The 20,383-nt window shown below is 48.1% G+C and carries 16 protein-coding genes; 2 read left to right on the top strand and 14 right to left on the bottom strand.

Features of this window, described 5'->3' with window-relative positions:
- The 7 genes from DC345_RS31975 to DC345_RS20000 form a co-directional block, all read right to left on the bottom strand.
- The coding region (locus tag DC345_RS31975; RefSeq protein WP_220095249.1) for a hypothetical protein at positions 1-2,151 on the bottom strand (2,151 nt) is incomplete at its 3' end.
- A gap of 324 nt (positions 2,152-2,475) precedes the next feature.
- Positions 2,476-3,231 carry an amino acid ABC transporter ATP-binding protein gene (locus DC345_RS20025; protein ID WP_113054587.1) on the bottom strand — a complete coding sequence of 252 codons (756 nt, stop codon included), beginning with the start codon at positions 3,229-3,231 and terminating at the stop codon, positions 2,476-2,478.
- Between the two features lie 62 nt (positions 3,232-3,293).
- The gene (locus DC345_RS20020) at positions 3,294-3,953 is read right to left on the bottom strand and encodes an amino acid ABC transporter permease (RefSeq protein ID WP_113054586.1); all 660 of its coding nucleotides are present in this window, start codon (positions 3,951-3,953) and stop codon (positions 3,294-3,296) included.
- A gap of 109 nt (positions 3,954-4,062) precedes the next feature.
- A complete protein-coding gene (locus DC345_RS20015) occupies positions 4,063-4,833 on the bottom strand; it encodes an amino acid ABC transporter substrate-binding protein (RefSeq protein ID WP_090893770.1) in 771 nt (256 codons plus the stop codon).
- A gap of 131 nt (positions 4,834-4,964) precedes the next feature.
- A complete protein-coding gene (locus DC345_RS20010; protein WP_113054585.1) occupies positions 4,965-5,522 on the bottom strand; it encodes a DUF4825 domain-containing protein in 558 nt (185 codons plus the stop codon).
- Complete coding sequence (locus DC345_RS20005) at positions 5,519-6,211, bottom strand: permease prefix domain 1-containing protein (protein ID WP_064640407.1); 693 nt, start codon at positions 6,209-6,211, stop codon at positions 5,519-5,521. The genes DC345_RS20010 and DC345_RS20005 overlap by 4 nt, the downstream gene beginning before the upstream one ends.
- Positions 6,208-6,567 carry a PadR family transcriptional regulator gene (locus DC345_RS20000; protein WP_113054584.1) on the bottom strand — a complete coding sequence of 120 codons (360 nt, stop codon included), beginning with the start codon at positions 6,565-6,567 and terminating at the stop codon, positions 6,208-6,210. Before DC345_RS20000 ends, DC345_RS20005 begins: the two co-directional genes overlap by 4 nt.
- Before the next feature lie 173 nt (positions 6,568-6,740).
- Here DC345_RS20000 and DC345_RS19995 point away from each other — a divergent pair, with 173 nt between their 5' ends.
- Complete coding sequence (locus tag DC345_RS19995) at positions 6,741-7,289, top strand: hypothetical protein (RefSeq protein ID WP_146752147.1); 549 nt, start codon at positions 6,741-6,743, stop codon at positions 7,287-7,289.
- A gap of 48 nt (positions 7,290-7,337) precedes the next feature.
- Here DC345_RS19995 and melA read toward each other — a convergent pair whose 3' ends face one another.
- Entirely contained in the window at positions 7,338-8,843 is a 1,506-nt protein-coding gene (melA, locus tag DC345_RS19990) for an alpha-glucosidase/alpha-galactosidase (protein ID WP_113054582.1), read from the bottom strand.
- A 180-nt stretch (positions 8,844-9,023) separates the two neighbouring features.
- On the bottom strand, positions 9,024-10,034 hold the full coding sequence (locus DC345_RS19985) for an AraC family transcriptional regulator (protein ID WP_258530727.1): 1,011 nt from the start codon (positions 10,032-10,034) through the stop codon (positions 9,024-9,026).
- Positions 10,035-10,217: 183 nt separating this feature from the next.
- On the opposite strand from DC345_RS19985, the gene DC345_RS19980 reads away from it, so the two are divergent.
- Positions 10,218-10,820, top strand: coding sequence for a histidine phosphatase family protein (locus tag DC345_RS19980; protein WP_113054580.1), 603 nt, complete (start codon positions 10,218-10,220; stop codon positions 10,818-10,820).
- A gap of 202 nt (positions 10,821-11,022) precedes the next feature.
- Here the strand turns inward: DC345_RS19980 and DC345_RS19975 are convergent, their stop codons facing one another.
- The 5 genes from DC345_RS19975 to DC345_RS19955 form a co-directional block, all read right to left on the bottom strand.
- The gene (locus DC345_RS19975) at positions 11,023-13,365 is read right to left on the bottom strand and encodes a rhamnogalacturonan lyase (RefSeq protein ID WP_113054590.1); all 2,343 of its coding nucleotides are present in this window, start codon (positions 13,363-13,365) and stop codon (positions 11,023-11,025) included.
- A gap of 746 nt (positions 13,366-14,111) precedes the next feature.
- Positions 14,112-16,544 (bottom strand): glycoside hydrolase family 6 protein, encoded by a 2,433-nt coding sequence (locus tag DC345_RS19970; protein WP_113054579.1) that lies wholly within the window; start codon positions 16,542-16,544, stop codon positions 14,112-14,114.
- Positions 16,545-17,096: 552 nt separating this feature from the next.
- Positions 17,097-18,188 carry an efflux RND transporter periplasmic adaptor subunit gene (locus DC345_RS19965; protein WP_113054578.1) on the bottom strand — a complete coding sequence of 364 codons (1,092 nt, stop codon included), beginning with the start codon at positions 18,186-18,188 and terminating at the stop codon, positions 17,097-17,099.
- A gap of 85 nt (positions 18,189-18,273) precedes the next feature.
- The gene (locus DC345_RS19960) at positions 18,274-19,638 is read right to left on the bottom strand and encodes an ABC transporter permease (RefSeq protein ID WP_113054577.1); all 1,365 of its coding nucleotides are present in this window, start codon (positions 19,636-19,638) and stop codon (positions 18,274-18,276) included.
- Positions 19,635-20,339 (bottom strand): ABC transporter ATP-binding protein, encoded by a 705-nt coding sequence (locus tag DC345_RS19955; RefSeq protein ID WP_113054576.1) that lies wholly within the window; start codon positions 20,337-20,339, stop codon positions 19,635-19,637. The genes DC345_RS19960 and DC345_RS19955 overlap by 4 nt, the downstream gene beginning before the upstream one ends.
- Positions 20,340-20,383 lie beyond the last annotated feature (44 nt).

Below are 20,383 nucleotides of genomic sequence, written 5' to 3'. Positions count from 1 at the left end.
TGATTGACGATCGCCCTCTGCTTTCAGTGTAACTGTTCCGCCTATTGTTACACTGCTTGGACTTGCGCTAACACTGTTGCTGTCGGCGTTCGCTTCCGTTGGATTCGTTGGGTCCGTTGGGTTCGTTGGGTCCGTTGGGTCCGTTGGGTCCGTTGGGTCCGTTGGGTCCGTTGGGTCCGTTGGGTCCGTTGGATCTGTCGGGTTCGTTGGGTCCGTTGGATCTGTCGGGTTCGTTGGGTCCGTTGGATCTGTCGGGTTCGTTGGGTCCGTTGGATCTGTCGGGTTCGTTGGGTCCGTCACCGTCACAAGTGTTGTCTTCGTATCCGTTGCTTCAGCAACCGCCACCCATTCAGTACCGTTCCAAGATTGCATCTGGAATAATGCTGTGACCGTATAGCTTCCAGCAGCCGAAGGTATATAATCAGCCGTGTAGTGGTCATTATTGTCTTTTGTGAACGCACCCATCTTGTCGCTCTCCGTCGAGCTCCAGCTTACAGGGATATAACGCTCGTCACCGACAGAATCGCCTTCCGCCGATTGTCGGTCGCCTACAGCCGTCAATATGACTGTTTCTCTCGAACTAACGATGTCTGGGTTTGCGCTGACACTGTTGTTGCCAGCGTTTGCTTCCGTTGGGCCGGTTGGTTCGGATGGGGTTGTTACCGTCACCGATATTTTCTTCGTATCTTTTCCGTACCCGTACCAAACACCATCGTAAAACATATATCCTTGGAAAGTTGCTGTTACCTCATGATTGCCAGTCAACGAGGGTCTATAATCGGAAGTATAGTTCCCATCGATGTCCTTACTGAATGTTCCTGACTTATCGCTCTCCGTAGAAGTCCAACTAATCGGTATATACTTTATTTCGTTGTTCAGTCTTCCTTCGGCATTCTGGCGATCACCTATTGCCGTGAGTGTAACCAATTCTCCAGCCAAAACTTCGTTAGAATTCGCTGTAAAGACGTTTTCTCCATACTCAATTGTTTCTTGAGTTACTGTCACAGTCGGGAGTGGCACCGTCGCCAAGGTGTCTTCATATTGATTGCTCCAATTGTCACCGTATAGCATTTGCCTCATGAACTTTACATTTATCTCAAAACTCCCCTGATATCCAGGAGTATACTGCGCAGTGTAGGTACCATCGTCGCCAAGGATGAAAGCCCCGCTTATATTTCCCCCATTCTCAGTTGACGTCCATGTTCTTGGTATATAGCGTGTATCCCCAGAGTGGTAATTACCATTCGGAGGCCCATCTCCTTCCGCCGTCAGAGTGATGGTCCCGCCTATGTTAATACTTGTTGAGCTTAAAGTAAGACTGTTTTTATATTTATCTGCATTGTAAGCCTGCGTTGTCACACTTAAAGGCCTAGTGAGAGTACGATTACTCTTGCCTTCCTCCCACTCTTTTGAATATCCATTATACTCCAAATCTTTAAAGTAAACCGTTACCGTAAAAGTTCCGGCCATTGAAGGTATGTATTGGGAAGTAAATCTGCCTTCACTATCCAAAACAAAAGAACCCTCCGGATTACCATTTTCAGTCGATGTCCATCGGTCTGGAACGATCTTCTGATCACCATGTCCAATTCCCTCTGCTAACTCACGATCTCCTTTAGCAACTAATGTAAAAGCTGAGCCTGTATTTAAAGTCGTTGAAGGCTCTACATTAGCATTTATATTTCCTACATTTGCCAAGGTGGGCCAATCCGATACCAAAAATCGAGTCGATTTCATGTCAACATCACCGGTATCTATCCATTCACTGCCATTCCACTCTTGCTTTTTGAAGTGATAGTTCAAATAATACATTCCTAACTCGTTACCTAATTGAAAAAAATTCACGGAAGCCTCGTTGGTTATGCCACCGTTATTATCAGTCTCCCAATAATCAAAGACATATCTTTCATCTCCGATAGCTTCAGGTTCAATGCCTTCTCTATCTCCAGATACATTGTTTAACCGCATCCAAGCCTCAGGGGGATAAGCTTGTACTGAAAGATCTTGATAAATATTGAGGCTGGGGTCCGCCAATTTAAGCGCCGCTGCCATTGCCTTTTGTTCACCAAAAGCAAAACTAGGCAAAAGCATGCTCAAAACGAGAAATCCCACAAAAAGTCTGTTTAAAATACCTTTCCTCTTTCGAGTCATCCTTCTACTCTCCTTTGTGATATATTGTAAGTTTTTCTATACCTATCTGGAATTCAGTCCTACTGATAAGTAACGGCATCATTGTACACTAAGAGAATAAACATAAAATAAACAAAGTGTCCTTATATCCGATGTAGATTCCTTCTAATACCCTGCTTAAATGTAAACAAAAGCTTATGAAGCAGATGTTTAAGAAGTTACAATGAGAATGTATATGCAGAAAAATGATGATACTTCTGCCCGAAATAAAGAGGGCTAATCTGGATGATTGAACCGAAAAAAGGGATGCTCTGTGGAAAGAGCATCCCTTTGTGTACATGATTTTCAAGTGTCCACTTCCACCCGCTGCAAAAACGTGCGAGTACGCTCCAGCTTGGCATTGCCAAAGATTTGCTCCGGCGGCCCTGCCTCGGCGATTTCGCCGTTATCCATAAAGAAGACGCGATCCGCGACATCGCGGGCAAAGCTCATCTCATGGGTGACGATCATCATCGTCATATTCTCCTGGGCCAACTGCTTGATGACGCGTAGTACTTCCCCCGTCAGCTCGGGATCGAGTGCCGAGGTCGGCTCATCGAACAGCAGAATGTCGGGCTGCATCATAAGTGCGCGAGCAATTGCTACGCGCTGTTTCTGTCCACCGGACAGGTTGGCGGGATAAGCATCCGCTTTGTCAGACAGCCCTACTTTACCGAGCAATTCCAGACTTCGCTGCCGGATGATCGTTGAGCTTTCTTTTTTCAACGTCTTCGGTGCCAGTTCCAGATTCGCCTGTACCGTCAGATGCGGAAACAGGTTGAAATGCTGAAAGACCATGCCCATGCGATCCGTAATCTTCCGAATATCCGCGGCACCTGCATACGATCCGTTCTCAGCCAGCGCCTGCCCTTGAATGCGAATAGTCCCACCTGAAATATCCTCAAGATGAATCAGGCTGCGCAGCATCGTACTTTTACCCGAACCGGAAGGCCCGATTACAGCAATGACTTCACCAGGCTCCACGTTGAACGATACCTGCTTCAGCACATCAAGTGTACCGAATGATTTTCTTAATTGATTCACTTCTATAATATGTGTCATATGCAGACAGTCCTTTAATTGATGAGATTGGATAACTTCATTAACTTCTGTTCCGTGCGCGTTTACTCAAATGTATAACGTTTCTCCAGTGCCTTGAAGAACAAGGTGAGTACCATGGTCAGCAACAAATAAATAATACCTGCAATCAGAAACGGTGTCAGACGGAAATCCCGGTTTACTGCGGCCTGCGCATAATGCAGCAACTCGGGTACAGCAACTGCATACAGCAACGCCGTATCTTTAATTAACGTAATGGACTCGTTCGCCGTCGCAGGCAGTACAACCCGGATCATCTGCGGGATGATGACTTTCGTCATCGTCTGCCATTTGCTTAGACCCAGTACCTGTGCAGCTTCATGTTGTCCTTTATCAATCGAGAGCAATCCACCTCTGAAAATCTCGGCAAAGTACGCACCATAATTCAAAATAAAGGCCAACGCTGCCGCCGTAAAGCGGTCAAATACAAGATACTCCCCTACCCCTGGAAGCAGCGGCAGACCGAAGCAAAAGAACAACAGTTGAAGCATAAGCGGCGTGCCCCGCATCACATATACGTACGTATGAGCGATCCATGCCAACGGCTTGAATCGGCTTTTCATCAATAAGGTTACTCCAAATCCAAGTGGTACAGACACTATAATTGCCAGCAAAAATAAAAAGATCGTGGTCTGTGCCCCTTCAAGCATGGGCTTCATGACGCCCAACAAATACTCCCAGCTCATCGCAATCGGCTCCTCTAATCTGTTAACCCCGCATTCCGCAGGAGAGTTGCTCCTTTTTGGAATCCGGGGTCATGTTGTTTACTACATATGTCAGGCAAGTGGCCTGATCCTATTTCAAAACTTCATCTTCACCAAACCATTTGGTGGAAATCTCGGCTGCTGTGCCATCGGCATTCAGCTCATCCAATGCTTTTTGCAGCTGATTCAGCAGTTCTTCATTGCCTTTTTTTACACCAATGCCGTATTGTTCCGGAGCAAGGGATTCATCCAGCAGTTTGAACGTTCCCTCTTCCTTGGACATGTAATATCTCGCGACCACTTCGTCGATGATGACAGCATCCAAACGTTTCGTCTTGAGATCGGTCAGGGCCAGTACGTTGTCCGGGAATTCGGAAGCATTCACTTTATCCTTCAGAGGACTTGCCGCGAGTGCATCTGCCGCAGAAGACAAGGCCTGCAATCCTACATTTTTGCCATCCAGTTCATCCAGCTTCGTAATCGGTGAGTCCGCGAGTGTGACTGCAACCTGACTGTTCTCCAGATATGGCTTCGTGAACAGCACTTTATCTTTCCGCTCATCGGTAATTGTGTACCCGTTCCAGATCAGGTCGATGCGGCCGCTGTTCAACTCCGATTCTTTGGAAGACCAATCAATGGGCTGGAACGTAATTTCTTTACCCATTTTCTCCGCTGCCGCTCTGGCATAGTCAATATCAAAACCAACAATTTCATTCTTGTCATCCCGGAATCCCATTGGAGCGAATTTATCATCTATCCCCACAATAATGGCATTATTATCTTTGCTTCCCGAGCTGGAACATCCCGCAACAACAATCATGCATATGCTGATCAATAATAGAAATATCGCTTGTTTTCTCATCTCTCTAACCCCTCCATGTCTATAACCAAAACCCAAACGCTTTAGTTCGTTACCACGTTATCAGAGTCTCATAATAACATAGCATAGGAGAAGAGTCGAGCCTCTTACCTTTTCCTTATCTTTGAACCAACTTAATTGTCAACAATTTGTGAAAAAGCCTCGTTCACTTGCGCGGGCTCCACCAGCTTCTTACGCACTGCTGCATCCCACTCCTTAGGTTCCTGAAGGGTCTTCAATTCCGTTCCAACCCATTGCTGAGCAGCCTCACGGCTCAAAGTATATTGAACATCCTCAAATGAATAAAGCACATGCTCCAAATTCTCAATCCATACAAAATTGGCAGCAGCGTTATATACAAGTATTCGTTCCAACTCTTCGGACTTCATCTCGCTGGTATTAATCCTGTAATTGATCTGAGCCGTAAATGTCTCTGGAACCAACTGATACCCATTCAATTTGCCGTTTAGAGGCAAGGCTTGATTCAAATGGCTGAGATTGGAGAAGTCGCCCATATAAGGACTGCGATATTTCGCCAATGCCGCAAAATCATGGGTCAACGGATCTTGCTGCTCTGCTTCATACTGCGATTGCTTCGCCTCTATTCTGGGATTAACGAAGCCCTCAACCACAATAACACCAAAAATGCCGAGCATGACCAATGCAATAATCCATTTATTCTTTCCCGTCATACGACATCACCTGCCTCATACTTGCCCACGATCCGATACGCCCTCTGCACGATCAAAGGGATAATAATACTTAATAAAGGTATGGCAAAGGCAATCGCGATTACCGTAAATTGATAGGGCCCCTCTACCTGAATCGGTCGACTATACCAGATGTTGCTTCCAAATCGCAGCGCCGCCTGTGTACCCCATAACACAACGATGAGCCCTGCCCATAACCACCACACTCTGCGCGTCCATTGCAGGAACACAGGTGTACGAATAACGGTAGTGTCTTCTGGATCAGTCGAAGTATTTCTATTTTTCATCATGTAAAATACATACGCTCCACCAACAATCACACTCATGATCATAAGCAAGTTGTTAATGGTTGCGCCCTGGACCATGACTCTCATTGGAATCGTAATGATCCAGGCAATAAGACTATAGATCAAGGCAGACTGCAACACCGCCGTCCAATAAGGAACGCGTCGAACTCTGCGATGATCACTCATGATCTGATCCATGCCAACCACATGCTGAATGGCAGTCTGAAAAGCCTGATCCTCGTCCATCCCCTGCTCCATATAATCTTCAATTCGTGCAGCGAGATTACTGTGAATCTCTTCTTTTAACTCCTGATTAGCTAAGGTATCCTGCGCATGATTGAACAGACGATTCACATGGCGGGTAATGCGAGCTTCCAATGTCATATCCCTTCATCTCCCTTTTCCCCGGAAATAATCATGCAGTCAATCAATGTTTTGGCTGCGTGCCAAGCGTGAACTTGCTGTGTATAAGCTTTCTGCCCCTGCGTTGTAATCCGGTAATATTTGCGTCGTCCTCCCTGGGTCTCTTCCCCCCAGTAGGATTCCACATATCCACTCTTCTCCAGCCTTTTCAGACTGGAATAGAGTGTCGGTTCCTTTAATTCAAACCGTTCTCCACTCTTGCGATAAATTTCCTTAATAATGCTATAGCCGTAGTTATCCTTCGGTATAAGTACGCTCAGAATAATGGGGTCAATGTTGCCTCTAATTAGGTCACTGTTAATCGCTTGTTCATCCATCTGCCAGCTTCACCGACTTTCTTCAATCCTGGGTATACTATAAGACATATTACTATGTCTGTAAAGGTAATATGTATCGCATGGTAAATATACATTTCAATGAGCAACATTCCTCTCTCGCTTTTCGTCTGGAAGATATTAGGGAGGTGGAAACAATAAAATTCATCATTGCTATGAGAACGATAACTCTACTCGTGTTCCTTACAACTTTGCTGATATTATCCGGCTGTAATTCTACTCCAAGTAACGGCACAAACGAACCTCCCTCTCTCCCATCGCCAAATACAAAGGAAATGGGATCAAAACAGGTTCAGGAACCGGAGCCCAACTTACCTCAGGAACTGCCTACGCCAACTATCCAGAGCGAAAGCGGCATCTCTATTCCAGCTGTACAGGGCAGTTATTGCTGGGGAGGCATGTGTGCTGACTATGCAGGTGATGTGAAATTGCTGGAAGGTAAAGTACCTGTCTCGGTTTTGGTAGGCGAGAACATATCAATTAACTTGGGTACGGATGTACCACCTAACGAGTTCACTCTGGTTGAATATGTGGACGGGGAGGCACGTCCCATCTCTTTGCGAGAAGGAACATTCCGGTTTGCACAGGAAAAAGGTACTCATTATTATGGAGCTTTTGTCGGCTGGTCTTCCCCAAAAAATTCGCAGGTTTCCTTGGGTGATACCTCTTTTGCCTTTGTAATCCGTGGTGTCGAAAAAAAATAGAACCAAACAAGGCCCCTCCAATTTTGGAGAGGCCCCACTCATTTTTATCTATTGCTGCACTTTCTCGCGATCTTTCCCTTTATCCGATTCACCCGCATTTTTGTTGGCGGCATCGCGATCCTGCTGCATCTCCTCAACGGTTTTCACTTTGAGACGTGCAGCACCTTCATATTCCTTCGTTGGGATCAGGTTGCCTGCAGCAAGTCTTGCTTCTGCCGCAGCAATCGCATCACCATATTGCGGCAACCATTCGGCTTGGGCCACCAGCATCTCGTCAACCATTTGCCAGATTTCTTTTGGATTACATACTGCGCCCACGAGTGGGTCCATCATGAACGCCTGACGCAATAGTTTGTCGTCACCATGTACCGCAGCTTCAACTGCAAGCCGTTGAACGGAAATGCTCACATTACACACAGCAGCCGGGCCGAGTGGCAGGTCGCCTACATGTGGCATCGAAATGCCATTACGGTCCACATATCCCGGTGCTTCGATGATCGCATCATCCGGCAGATTGGAGATCACACCGTTATTGACGGTATTGAAGTGTCCGCGGTATACACGTCCCGTTTCCAACCCTTCTATAATGTAGGAACCATGTTCTCCCCCTCGTTTTTCCGGGGCAAATTGCATTGGCTCATCCTTCATCCAGTTCGGGAAATCAGTCTCAAACCAATTTCTTCCCTCTGTACATACACGCAGATACCCGCCCGTCTCGCCGTTAATCCAGCTGTCCAGATCAATCCAGTCCTTGATCTCTTCCGGACGTTTACGGTACCAAGGCACATATTCGCTAAGGTGACCATTCGATTCCGTACTGTAATAACCAAATCGGCGCAGCATATCAATCCGCACTTTCTCGGTACGGCTATACTCAGGATGTTTCTCGAAGGCTTCGAGCAAATCACCCGTAAGGTCTTTACCTTCATGGGATGCCTTGATGTACCAGGTCTGATGATTAATTCCGGCACATACGATATCCACTTCATTCATTTTCAATCCAAACGCTTCCGCAATCTGGTGATGCCCATGCTGTACCCCGTGACATAGTCCAATCGTGCGAACACCGCCATACTTGTTGCAGGCCCAGGTCAGCATAGCCATCGGGTTTGAATAATTGAGGAGCAGCACATCCGGTGCGCTTTGCTCACGAATATCCTTACAGATGTCGAGCATCTCGGCAATTCCGCGCTGGCCGTACATAATGCCACCTGCACACAACGTATCGCCGACACATTGATCTACTCCATATTTGAGCGGAATATCCACATCAGTTGCAAAAGCTTCCAACCCGCCCACACGGATTGTACACAGTACATACTTCGCATCCTTGAGCGCTTCTCTCCGGTCTGTTGTCGGCTGAATCTGAATATTCAGTCCATTCTCGCGGATATCGCGCTGACATAGCTCGGTAACCATGTCCAGATTGTGCTGATTGATATCACAGAACGCAATCTCAATATTGTTGAATTCCGGTACCGCGAGCAAATCCCGCAGCAACCCCCGTGTAAATCCGATACTACCCGCCCCGATAAATGCCACTTTAAACGACATGCACAGTTCCTCCCGTAATCCGAGTATATTCGCCCCGGTTAATGATCTCACTACATGAAATCATTGTAGCAACGGGTTGTAAGGAAGCGTTATCAAAATCATGACCTCTTCACATCGAGGTTGTCAAAAATCCTCACTTTTGCATCGACCGTTCCGTACTTTCCAGATAAACTGCACGATTTATTCTTCAGTGGGATAATGACTGACATGTCGCTCCATTGTGGAACGGAATTCAACCGGAGTTCGGCCTGTATATTTCTTGAATAACATATGAAAATATTGTCTGCTCCCCACGCCCACGTAATCGGAAATTTCGGAGATTGGAATATTGGTCTGTTGCAGCAGCATCTTCGCTTTTTCCATTCGGAGCATCGTGAGATAATCGGTAGGCGTGCGCTTCGTCTGCTGGCGAAAAATACGGTGCAAATAGCCTGGATGCAGATTCACCGCTGCTGCGATATCCTTCATTTGAATATTGCGATCCATATTGTGATGCATGAATTCAATCGTCCGTTTTACGTACAACTCCGTCTGTTCCAGCGCACTTCGGTTGATTTCCCCGCGAAGTCGTGCGACCCGAACGAGCAGTTGGATAAACAACGTGCGTACCAGCGTACCTTGCTCAGGTGACTTCAGATCACGGGCTTCGCGATGATGCGAGCGTTCCTCCGGCGGAATGATCCGCATGGTTGCAGAAGATCGTCCCTGCTCGATCAGTCCGCGCTGATCCAGCTCCAGCACCAGGCTTTTCATAATGTGGTACACCTCCTCCGGGTCAGGCAAAACCAGATAAGGCGAGGCATGGGATAGAAATGCATGGACTTCTTCTTCTTCCAGCGCGAGCTGGCGAATGGATGGATGCCCTGGCTCCGATCTGGTAACTCCAAATTCCACATTCAGCATGCGGCACGGTACGCCATCCTGCACCAGCAGACGGTGTGAAACCCCCGCGTCCAGCAGAATGAACTGCCCTTTTTTCAATACTGCCTGTTCCGAGCTGCCATCCGGCAACTGTACATCGACCCGGCACATTCCCGAAATAATATACATGATCTCCGTGGAATCATGATCGTGATAGGACATCTGGTAGTTGTCCCATTGCTTGTAATAATACGCGTAGAAACGTGGTCCATAATCCTCTGTGCGAAGTTTCTCCTGAAACAGACTGCCTGTCCAATGTTTGGTTTCCAATGCCTGCACCTCCGTTGCTGCAACGATCCTCACTTTTCTCCATTGTAGCAAGTTTCGGCGATGTATTTCACCCTTGCCAAAGAAAATCATTGCGATTATAAATTAGACAATCATATAATTAGTTATAAATCTAATCAATTCTATTTTATTTTATCCAATTTACAAGCAGGAGGTCTTGAGGCCATGAGAACTACATTTTATCTGGTGAGGCATGCATTAAAAGAAAAACGCATCGGTGATGTTCCCCTCACATCTGAAGGCGTAGTACAAGCCAAGTCGACGGCACTTCATTTAGCCAACATACCTGTCACCACAATCATTGCCAGCCCACTTCAAAGAGCAATCGACACTGCGGCGCATATTGCTCTCCATACAAACGTTACAGTGACTGAGGACCAACGTCTGCGAGAACGCGCCAACTGGGGTGACCTGCCTGAACAAACTTTTGAAGAATTCATTGCGATGTGGAACCGATGCACATCCGATCCAGACTACCTCCCACCCGTGGGCGACTCATCAAAGCAGGCAGGCGAACGTTTGGCCTCTTTCCTAACGGAATTAACGAATGTAGAGCCACCAGATAGCCATATTGTTATCGTTACTCATGGCGGGTTAATTACGGATTTTCTAGTAAACACCTTCCCCGAGCATGAACTTAACGTTTGGCACCCTGATTTTATAGCCATGCAAAGTCAGCTGATTTCCGAATGCTCCATCACCACATTGATTCATGAGAATGGGAAATATGCCATTCAAGATTTTGCATCTGTAGAACATTTGAAATGATGATGCCGTCAGTTGTTTTGGTTTTTAACCATATCAAAAAAACTCCAGGTAACCTCCCGTACGCCCAAACGCACCGAGGTTACTCCAGAGTTCCGCTGTATCACCGTACGGGTATTGCCTTCTTCAATCCCAGCTTTCAGAGGACTTTTTTCATCTGTGTTTTGGGCCACTAATCACCTTATCACTTATCGCCTATTACCTCTCACTTTCCACCTTTACCCGACTTGGGCGTGTGGAACTTGGGCAGCGTAACCTTCGACCAATCGATATCCGATGCCATGTAGAAGGATGGGTAGGACGGCTGGTTGTAACCACTGTTCTGCCCGGCAATGCCGACACGATACATCGCGTCATGCATAAGCGTGTACAGTTTGCGATCGGTCTTCTCGGTACTCAGGTAGATGCGGATCGCTGAGCTGTCCTCGGTTCTTACCAGCATCTCTTCCCGCCAATCCCCGAAGATATCCGCTACGAGAGAAGGTGTACCCTTGGTATAATTATTGGTCAACGTTCCGGTTGCGGTCAGCAGCGTGCCCCGATTCCAATCCTTGATCGTAGGTGTGACATCGATGGCACCGTCTACGATCTGAGTTGTCATATCGGCGGCCCATCGTATATTCATATTCGTGCCGGGAGCCTTATCGCTTACTTTCTCACCGCTGGCTGTCCACAAGCCTACAGCCCATGTCTCTAACCCGCGGCGGGTCGGGTCTACATCACCGATCATGCCACGTCCGGTATCTTTGCCCGTATACCCGCCATAGATTACTTCCCCAGTCTTCGCATCCCGTAGGGAATATCCGTATGGCGCCCAAGGACCACCCTCATGCACCATGAAAATTTCCAGCCCTGGACGGTCCGGATCGATATCCGCTACATGAATCGCATCCCCATGGCCCAGACGTGCAATCGTTCCCGGAGCAGCACTCTCCGCAGGCATCAGGTCCTTGGAGCTGTACAGCACACTGCCATCATGATCAATCGTGGCCGAGCCGTACACAATCTCCTGTTTACCGTCTCCATCCACATCAGCGACACTGAAATAATGTGCGCCTTGCGTTGTGATGGAGCCATACACCGGATCTGTACCATCCACTCCATGCGGACCGTCATTGAACGGGTTTTTCATTGGTGTCCAGCCACTGTCCACTTTCCATTCACGCTTGAGCTTTTTGCCATCCCAGTTATAGGCGACCATGGTGGAACGTGTGTAGTACCCGCGTGCAAAGATCGCAGATGGTTTCTTCCCATCCAGATATGCCACACCTGCCAGGAAACGATCTACCCGGTTCGCCGGTTCAATACGCGCCATGGCGTAATCGCCCCACATCAGCCCATCATCCTGCCGTCCTGGCTCATAAGGAATGGTCTCCAGCTCTTTGCCTGACTCTCCTTCAAACACCGTTACATATTCAGGTCCATCCACGATAAAACCTTCGAACTTGCGCAGCTCATTCTTGTCACTGCGGCTTGGTGCATACACATCGATGAAGTAGTCGGCCAAGCTCTCAGCATCCTGCTGAGACAATGGATAACTATACTTTTTCTCAATCCCAAAAGCTTCCTCCAACGTAGCAGGCCAGTTGCCCTTCACGACCTCTTCATGTTTATGCCAGTTTTTGAACATATCCACGACATGATCATAGTAGCCATCTGCACTTAAACGATAATCATCTTCGTTGGAGTATCCTGCCTTGCGATCCTGCTTCGGAAGGGTGATGTATTTCTCGGAAGTGACCTTTCCTTTTTTGTTATATTTGATAATCTTGGTTCCCGGTGCGGTCTTAAACATGATCTCAGCTTTGCCATCCCCGTCAAAATCATAAACGAGCATTTGTGTATAGTGAGCACCCGAACGGATGTTAACCCCGAGATCGATCCGGTACAACAATTGTCCGTCCAGCGTGTAACAATCCACGTACGTTTTACCGGTGTAGCCTTTTTGAGAAACATCCTTGGAGTTAGAAGGGTCCCATTTTACAAAAAACTCATACTGACCGTCTCCGTCCACATCGCCCACACTCATGTCATTCGCAGAATAAGTGAAGGCTTCTCCTACTGGCGTCACACCATCGGCCGGTTTTTGCAAAGGAATATCGACGTAGCCATTCGCCCAAGGTTTGACAGATGCACTGCGTTTGCTCTCCTTGCTCTTATTGCTTACCGCTGCCACTTCATAACGGGACGACGATTTGCCTGAGGCATCAACATAGTTGGTGCTGTCGGTGACCGTAGCAATCTTCTTGCCATCACGATACACGTTGAAATCCGTTCCCGTCAGACCTTTATCGCTATACCCTGTGGCCTCGTCACCAAGCAATCTCCAACTGAGAAAAACACCCTCGGAAGTAGACGCCGCAACCAGACCGCGATCAAGATACTCAAGCTGAATGTCTTTCAAAGAACTACCTCCCTTATGTGTCTGCACGCTGGCCCCAGCCGCGCTGTTCTCACTGGAAGCTGCTGCTCCGCTCGCACCCGCTGTTCCCGCAACGAGCAAAGCAACACTTAGTGCCGAAGATAGCATTTTGGCTGCAAGTGGCATACGCACCTTCCTGCGATTGGAGTGCATACCTGAAACCGATCCTTTATGTATCGGCGCTGTTAATTTGGATTTCATCGACCTTCACTCTCCTTGAGACAGAATGGGTGATGCTTATGGCTGTGCTTGGGATCATGCATTATCCGTCAATCCATACAGACGTTCATATCTTTCAAATTTTACTGAATGCGCTTACAAAAATATAAAAGAAAGATCCTCCGCCTCAACTGAATTCCTTGACTCAGTCCCCCTTCCATTCCCTCTCCATCAGAGCAGCTTCATCCTGCCCGTCGGGTACTATTATAGACATCCTGCCTGCCGCGACATAGGCAAATATCCGTCCAAAACGATCAATATTCAGTGTTCTTCAGAGGACATTAAGGAAATCAAACCGACGAACGAATTCGTCCGAAGTAAGATTCAAGCAGGCCTTATCTAACGAATCCTAACGAACCTCAGTAACCCTATTCGGGCCAAAAAGATGCTAAGCAGGGCTATAACCACCCAAATTTACGGAATAACGTGTCTAGGATTCGTTAAAATTTCCAACTGCACCAAATCACCTATATAGCGTCTGCTCTGTTCGTAAGAAAAATAGGGCTGTCTCCAGATCATTTCCATGATCAGAGGACAGCCCTCTTTCATACATCCGCTTACACATCCCTAATTTCCGATCTTCAAGCGGCTCTTAAACGCTTCCATCAGCGAATTCTTTTTTTCACAACCGAACCAACTGTATAACATTCCTTTTAAGGCTCAATGCCCCAGACAAGGGTACCGCCTTTGTAGAGGGTCACCTTGTTCCAGTCCTGATAGGATGTTTTGGTTGGATCGTAGGAATAATCATTGGTTTCATCAAAGTTGCTCCAGTCCGTTTTGTACATGCGGAGCTGGATATCCCCGGATTGTCCGCCTGCCTGGATGGCACCCGCTCCAGAAGTGAAGCTCAGCTCCACATAGGAATCGGTGAATGTGCGCTGGATGTTGGCTCCGCCAACTTGAGCGTAATCGATAGCAGAGTCCATCGCTGCGGTACCTTCTTTGGAGAAGTAATAACGAATTTTCAGATCACTCAGGTTTACAGCCGTGTTACCTACGTTTTTGATATTGAAATACGGTTTGATTTGGTTATCTGCCGCGTTGGTATCTCCCGCACGATATTGCAGAACCAGGTCACTGGTCGGAACAACTACACTTTGTGGTGTTGCAGAAGCTGCGGCAGAATTGAGACTTTCCCCGGCAGCGTTCACAGCACTAACTACATAATGATAGGTCGTTCCATTGGTCAGGCCCGTATTGGTGTAGGATGTGCCGCTTACGCTCGCAGCAACCGTAGTGAATGGACCCGATGCACTCAACGCCCGTTTCACGTTATAACCTGTCGCTCCTGGCGAAGCCGTCCAGGACAAGCTGATTTGAGCATTGCCTGCCGTAGCTGCCAGCGCTGTTGGTGCGACAGGAGCGGTTACGCCTGCAACCGGCACAGCACTTTGTACTGCCGAATTCACACTTTCACCCGCAGCATTCACGGCACTAACTACATAATAGTAGGTTGTTCCATTGATCAGACCTGTGTTGGCATACGATGTGCCGGTCACGCCCTCAGCAACCGTAGTGAATGGACCCGATGCACTCAACGCCCGTTTCACGTTATAACTGGTCGCACCTGTGGAGGCTGTCCAGTTCAGGGAAACCTGTGCGTTACCTGCTGTCGCAGATAGTGTTGCCGGAGCTGCTGGAGCTGTCGTTCCACCCCCTCCACCATTGCTGGCAGGAAGAACAGGGAATGAGTTTTGCACCAACATGACGAATTGGTCATGGAACCAGTGACCTGACACTGGTGCGTTGGGCAGTGCACCCGTCAATACACCATCACGAGTTGTAAACGTTGGATCACACATCCGGTCGAAACCTTTTCCTTCGTTGTTCGGAATTTCCGAGCTGGAGCCATCAGACTCCCCTGGAGGCTTGACCCATACATAGGCATCCAGATGGGCTGGTCCTGGTGCTGCTTTAGGTGCTTCACCTATGCCTGCTCCACTGTTATTACACCAGTTCCCCCGGTGATCGCGCTTGTCCACACGCCCGGAATTCACGTACGTGTTAATATCACTGCCTGTGGCAGACGATGGACGGTTCACCCCGCCCCATCCATTGCGGCTGGTATCAATAAGGAAGCCTGTGCTGGCCGGCCAACCAGCTTGTACAAATCCGCTATACAGTGCCGCAGTGAAATCGGTTTCGTCGAAGTAAGGATTCCACTCATAAAACTTGGAAGACTTGATTGGTTGTCCACCGATGTTCAGATCCGGATTAGGCAGATTCGGTTCATTCAGCGGTGTGCTGTTCGCCGTGTTCGTAATGAAGCCATCGGCGCTGTTCAGACCTGCTGTTGTTCCTTGGACAACGTTGGTATACAGCGAGATTGCACCTGTACGGTTGTTATCCCAACCAAGCCAGCCGGAGTGACCAATATCCAGGTAGTTGTACACATTCGGAATGGCATGCAGCTTTTCCAAGGCGTATTTCACACCAGCTTCATAGATGCCTGTTGAACTCGCCTGGGCACAAGCTGGTGTACTGAGATTAGTTACCAGATTGGGCAGACTGTCCGGCTCAATGATAGCGATGATGCGAATGTCCTGATACTTCGGCTTTGCAAAAATATCGGCGATTACATTGATATAATCATTTTTATACGTCTGCAGGGCCGCCTGTGTTAGTGGAAGTTCACCATTGGATGCAAGCGCATGACAATCCCGCCCAGGCAAGTTATAGATAACGAATGAAGCGGTAATCGGGGTTCCTGCTTTCTTTTGTGCCAAGGCGGCATCCAGATGCTGCTCCACACTTTTGCGTCCGGCATTGTCTGTTCCACCATTAATGGCGGCGATACGGTCGATCCAGACTGCCGTTGGATAGGATTTAACCGTTTCCATCTTGGCTTTTAACGACGCATCACTGGTGAGAGCAATGGACGTATCCACGAGAGCGGAATAATCCTGGTTTAAATACGCTGTAGATCCGACAAACGGATTATCCACATGTGCTTCAGCCGCCTGACTCACTCCTGGAGCCATGCCCGGGAAGATTCCCGCCGCAAGCAATGTTGCTGCCAGCATTTGTTTTACACTTCTGCGAAGCACCTTTCCGCCTTTCGATAAGGTTTTCGATCTTGTCATTAGGGTTCCACCTTTCCTGTACTTGGATTGGGTATATACTCATGTCTGATCCTCTGTGTCGGCAAGATGCTATGCACGGTAGAGAACATATGGATGAGCTGTAGGATCTTCACCTCCATGAATGTAGAAACATTTGGGACAAGCTAGGTCAACAACAATAAGGTGTGAAACAAGAAATAGAAATGGTGTCTTACACTGAGGTTAAGTGACAAAGCAAGGGGGATAACATCTGTAGGTGTGTGCGGGTGATCTTTGGTGAACGGCTTTCAAGGCATTGCTCAGACTCAAACAAAGTAAGCGCTTACTTTTAGAGGTTTTAAAAAAAGGCTTACCCTCGATACAAACCTCACATCGCGTGTCCACCTCCTTATGAATCGATTATACTCCATGTAAATATTACTGTAAATTGAATTTATTAAAAATTATTATATTTAATTCCATAAATCTAGCAGGAATTCCGAGATGCACCTCCCCAAGCCATAAAAAAGGCCCATCACAGGCTTATTCCCCGTAATGAGCTATTTCACATGCCATATTCTCATGCTCTCTTTTTTATGGAAGCACTACAATATCACCCGGTTTCAAGCCGTTCAATACTTCAGTCTTGTCATCTGTCTCGATGCCTGTTTGAATCGTCTGCTGTGCATATTGCCCGTTGCCCTGATCCAGCATCACATATGCCGTATCCTGATCCCGCATGACCGCGAGCGTCGGAACGACCGTTGCTTTCTCCTTACGCAGCGTTTCAATCTTGCCCTCCAGACTTAATCCACCGATCAGCTTGGCGTTTGGCTTCAGATCAATGACAATATCGAATTGGGAAGGCTGTTTCAGATCGGTTTCTGTTCCCTTTTTGGCAAACTTGGAGATTTTGCTGACCTTTCCGGTTAACGGAACCTCCTTATTGCCCGTCATATGTACACTTACAGGCATACCTGTTTGGATTTTGAATAGCTCCTGCTCGCTAATGGTCGCCACAAATTGTAATTTGCCAGTGTCCACAATGGTACCCATATACTGACCTTCTCCCACCATACGTGTCTTGGTCTCCGAATCGTTCATCAGAAACACACCGGATACCGGCGCGTACACAGTGGATAAACCAATGACCGCTTTCTTGGCCTGAACCTCCTGCTCCTTTACAGCGATGGATTCCTTGTTCATTTCGTTGGTCAGTCGTTTTGTTTCCCGCTCGGCGAAGGCTTTCTTCCGTTCTTCTTCGGTAACCCCCAATTGCTCGGGACCCTCTCCTTGAGCAAGACCAATCTCATTCAATTGAGCTTCCAGCCTCGATTTCTCAATATCGGTTTCCAACTGCTGCACTTCCGTCTGCAATGCTTTCGAATCAAGCGAGAACATCACGGCTCCCTTGTGAATGGGCTCCCCATTCTCGACATTCCACTGCTTTATTTTCGAGGCAAAAGGAGCGTACACATCCGTCTGTTTGGCATAAGCAGACTTGCCTTTGACCTGAATTTCCTGCGTGATCGTCTCCTGAGTAACTTCAAATGTAATGGGCTGCGGGGCCTCGATGGGCGCTTCGGGTATCGGTTTATATTGCTGGTACAGAAAGTATCCAGCGCCCGCGAGCAGTCCGATCATGATGATTCTCTTTATCCATTTGCTTATTGCCGAGTTCTTCATTGCCGTATGTCCCTTCGTTGAATCTGTCTATTGATTCTGTCTGTTCAATCCCTAAACTGTGCTTCCCCTGTATCTCTGCTTTCATTTATGCCGATTTGATCACCTGCAACGCATTTGTACGCGAGGCACTAATCGCCGGATAGATTCCCGATAGTACTCCGGTCAACACCGCAAACGCTATACCAGCAGGCAGGGCCGACGTCTCAATAACCACTTGAAGTGGTGTGCTTGCCTCCATCGAGATTTGTCCTTGGAGCAGTCCATTTACCCCCTGAATGGCTCCATAAGCGATGAAGACACCAACAATGCCGCCCAACACTCCAAGTACAGCAGCTTCAGTAATGAACATCTGCCTGATCTGCCACAGATTGGCTCCCAGCACCTTCATGACGCCAATCTGTTTGCGGCGCTGATGCGTGGACATGATCATCGCAACAATAATGGACAGCGAAGCCAGCAGCATGACGAATATCCCTATGCCCATAGCGGCCTTCTGGTACATGCCAAGCTGTTCCTTCATCGCCTGCTCCTGATACAGATTGCTGTCTGTCATCAGCGTCAGCTTCTGAATCTGCTCCTGCACCTGTGCTACATACTTCTTGTCTTCTACCTTCACGAGTGCAGAGTTCAACCGTCCTGCCGCCGCGGCCTGTACCTGACTGCTCTGGAACTGTTCCGCGAGCATCCGGGCGGTTTCGAGGGAAATATAGATCTTTTTGTCATACATGGCATTATTCTCACTCATGCCGCCAGGCACCTTCAGCACACCCGTCACTCGCAAAGGCGAACTTGTTTTGGCTTTGGACGAGTCATTCATGTCCTGATATTTCAGGTTAAACTGCGCCTGAAACAGCTCGGTTTGGGTAGACATCAATGCCATGTACTGCTGTAGAAACTCGTCATTAAATGAATCCTCCATGAGCTTGTTGTTCAGTTCCCGTATCACCTCGGCGTCCACAAGTCCGAAGGTTGCACCGTAATTCACAATCGCGGCTCCGCTGATTCCCGATGCCCCGCCTTTGTCAAAACGGTAGCCGAAACGGCTCAATGATCCAAGCTCTGTACCGATGACTTCCACATTGGAGCTTTTGCCGTCCAACGTAGCCATCTCCAGCATATCCAGCTTCAGCATCGGAGCAACGGCGACGACATGCGGAAGGCTGGCAATAATATCGATTTTTCGAGCCGTTAGCGCTCCGCGTTCGAAGGTAGACGTCTGTCCATTGCTCCCGCCCGAACCGATTCCTTCATTGGGTGATACCGTTATCTCATCCATTTTGTAATTCTCATTTAACGTTTTCTCACCATAGACCTGTACCGACTGCCCCACGCTTAATGCGATAATCATGGCGGCACAGCCTATGGACAAGCCAATCATGCACAGTAGAGTAACCACCTTCCTGCGCACAATCTGTCCCCATGACATTCGCAACACATCCAGAACTCTCACAACCGCTCTCCTTGCTCTACTGCCTTGGACTGGCCACTCTCCACCAAGCATCCGTCCTGCAATGTAATGACAACCTGCATCTGCTCCGCCACTTCAGCCTCATGCGTGACAATAACGAATGTTGTATGCATCTCCCGATTCAACTGTTGCAAAATGGAAATAATCTCTTCCTCCGTTCGCGTATCGAGGTTCCCGGTAGGCTCGTCCGCGAATATGACGGACGGCTCCGTAATTAGTGAACGCGCAATGCTGACACGTTGCTGCTGCCCTCCCGATAACTGGGAAGGGAATAATTCGGACTTGCCAACCAGGCCAACCTGTTCCAGCAGGTGCATCGCCTTTTGCTTACGCCGTGATGGGCGAATGCCCTGAAACACGAGCGGCAGCTCCACATTTTCCCGAATTGTCAGGTTCGCCAGCAGCTCATACGCCTGAAAAATAAAGCCAATATGTGTCCGGCGGAATTCCGCCAGTCGGTTCTCACTCATACGCACAATATCCTGACCTGCAATAAGGATCTTGCCTGTGTCCGGCTTCATCAGACCTGCCATTAGATGCAATAACGTCGATTTGCCTGAACCCGAGCTTCCCAGCAGTGCAACCATCTCACCCTTGCCGACGGATATGTTAATGTCCTGCAATACGGGAACAGTCCCTTGTGCATTGCGGAATGTGTGTGACACCTCTTCAACTCGCAGCATGAATCCGGCTTCCTCTCATCGATGTAATAGAGGTAATTATAGCC

It is taken from the genome of Paenibacillus taichungensis (assembly GCF_003287275.1).
GTDB classification, from domain to species: domain Bacteria; phylum Bacillota; class Bacilli; order Paenibacillales; family Paenibacillaceae; genus Paenibacillus; species Paenibacillus taichungensis_A.
Note: the sequence above shows the minus strand (reverse complement) of the source record. Positions and strands in the feature narration are given on the sequence as shown.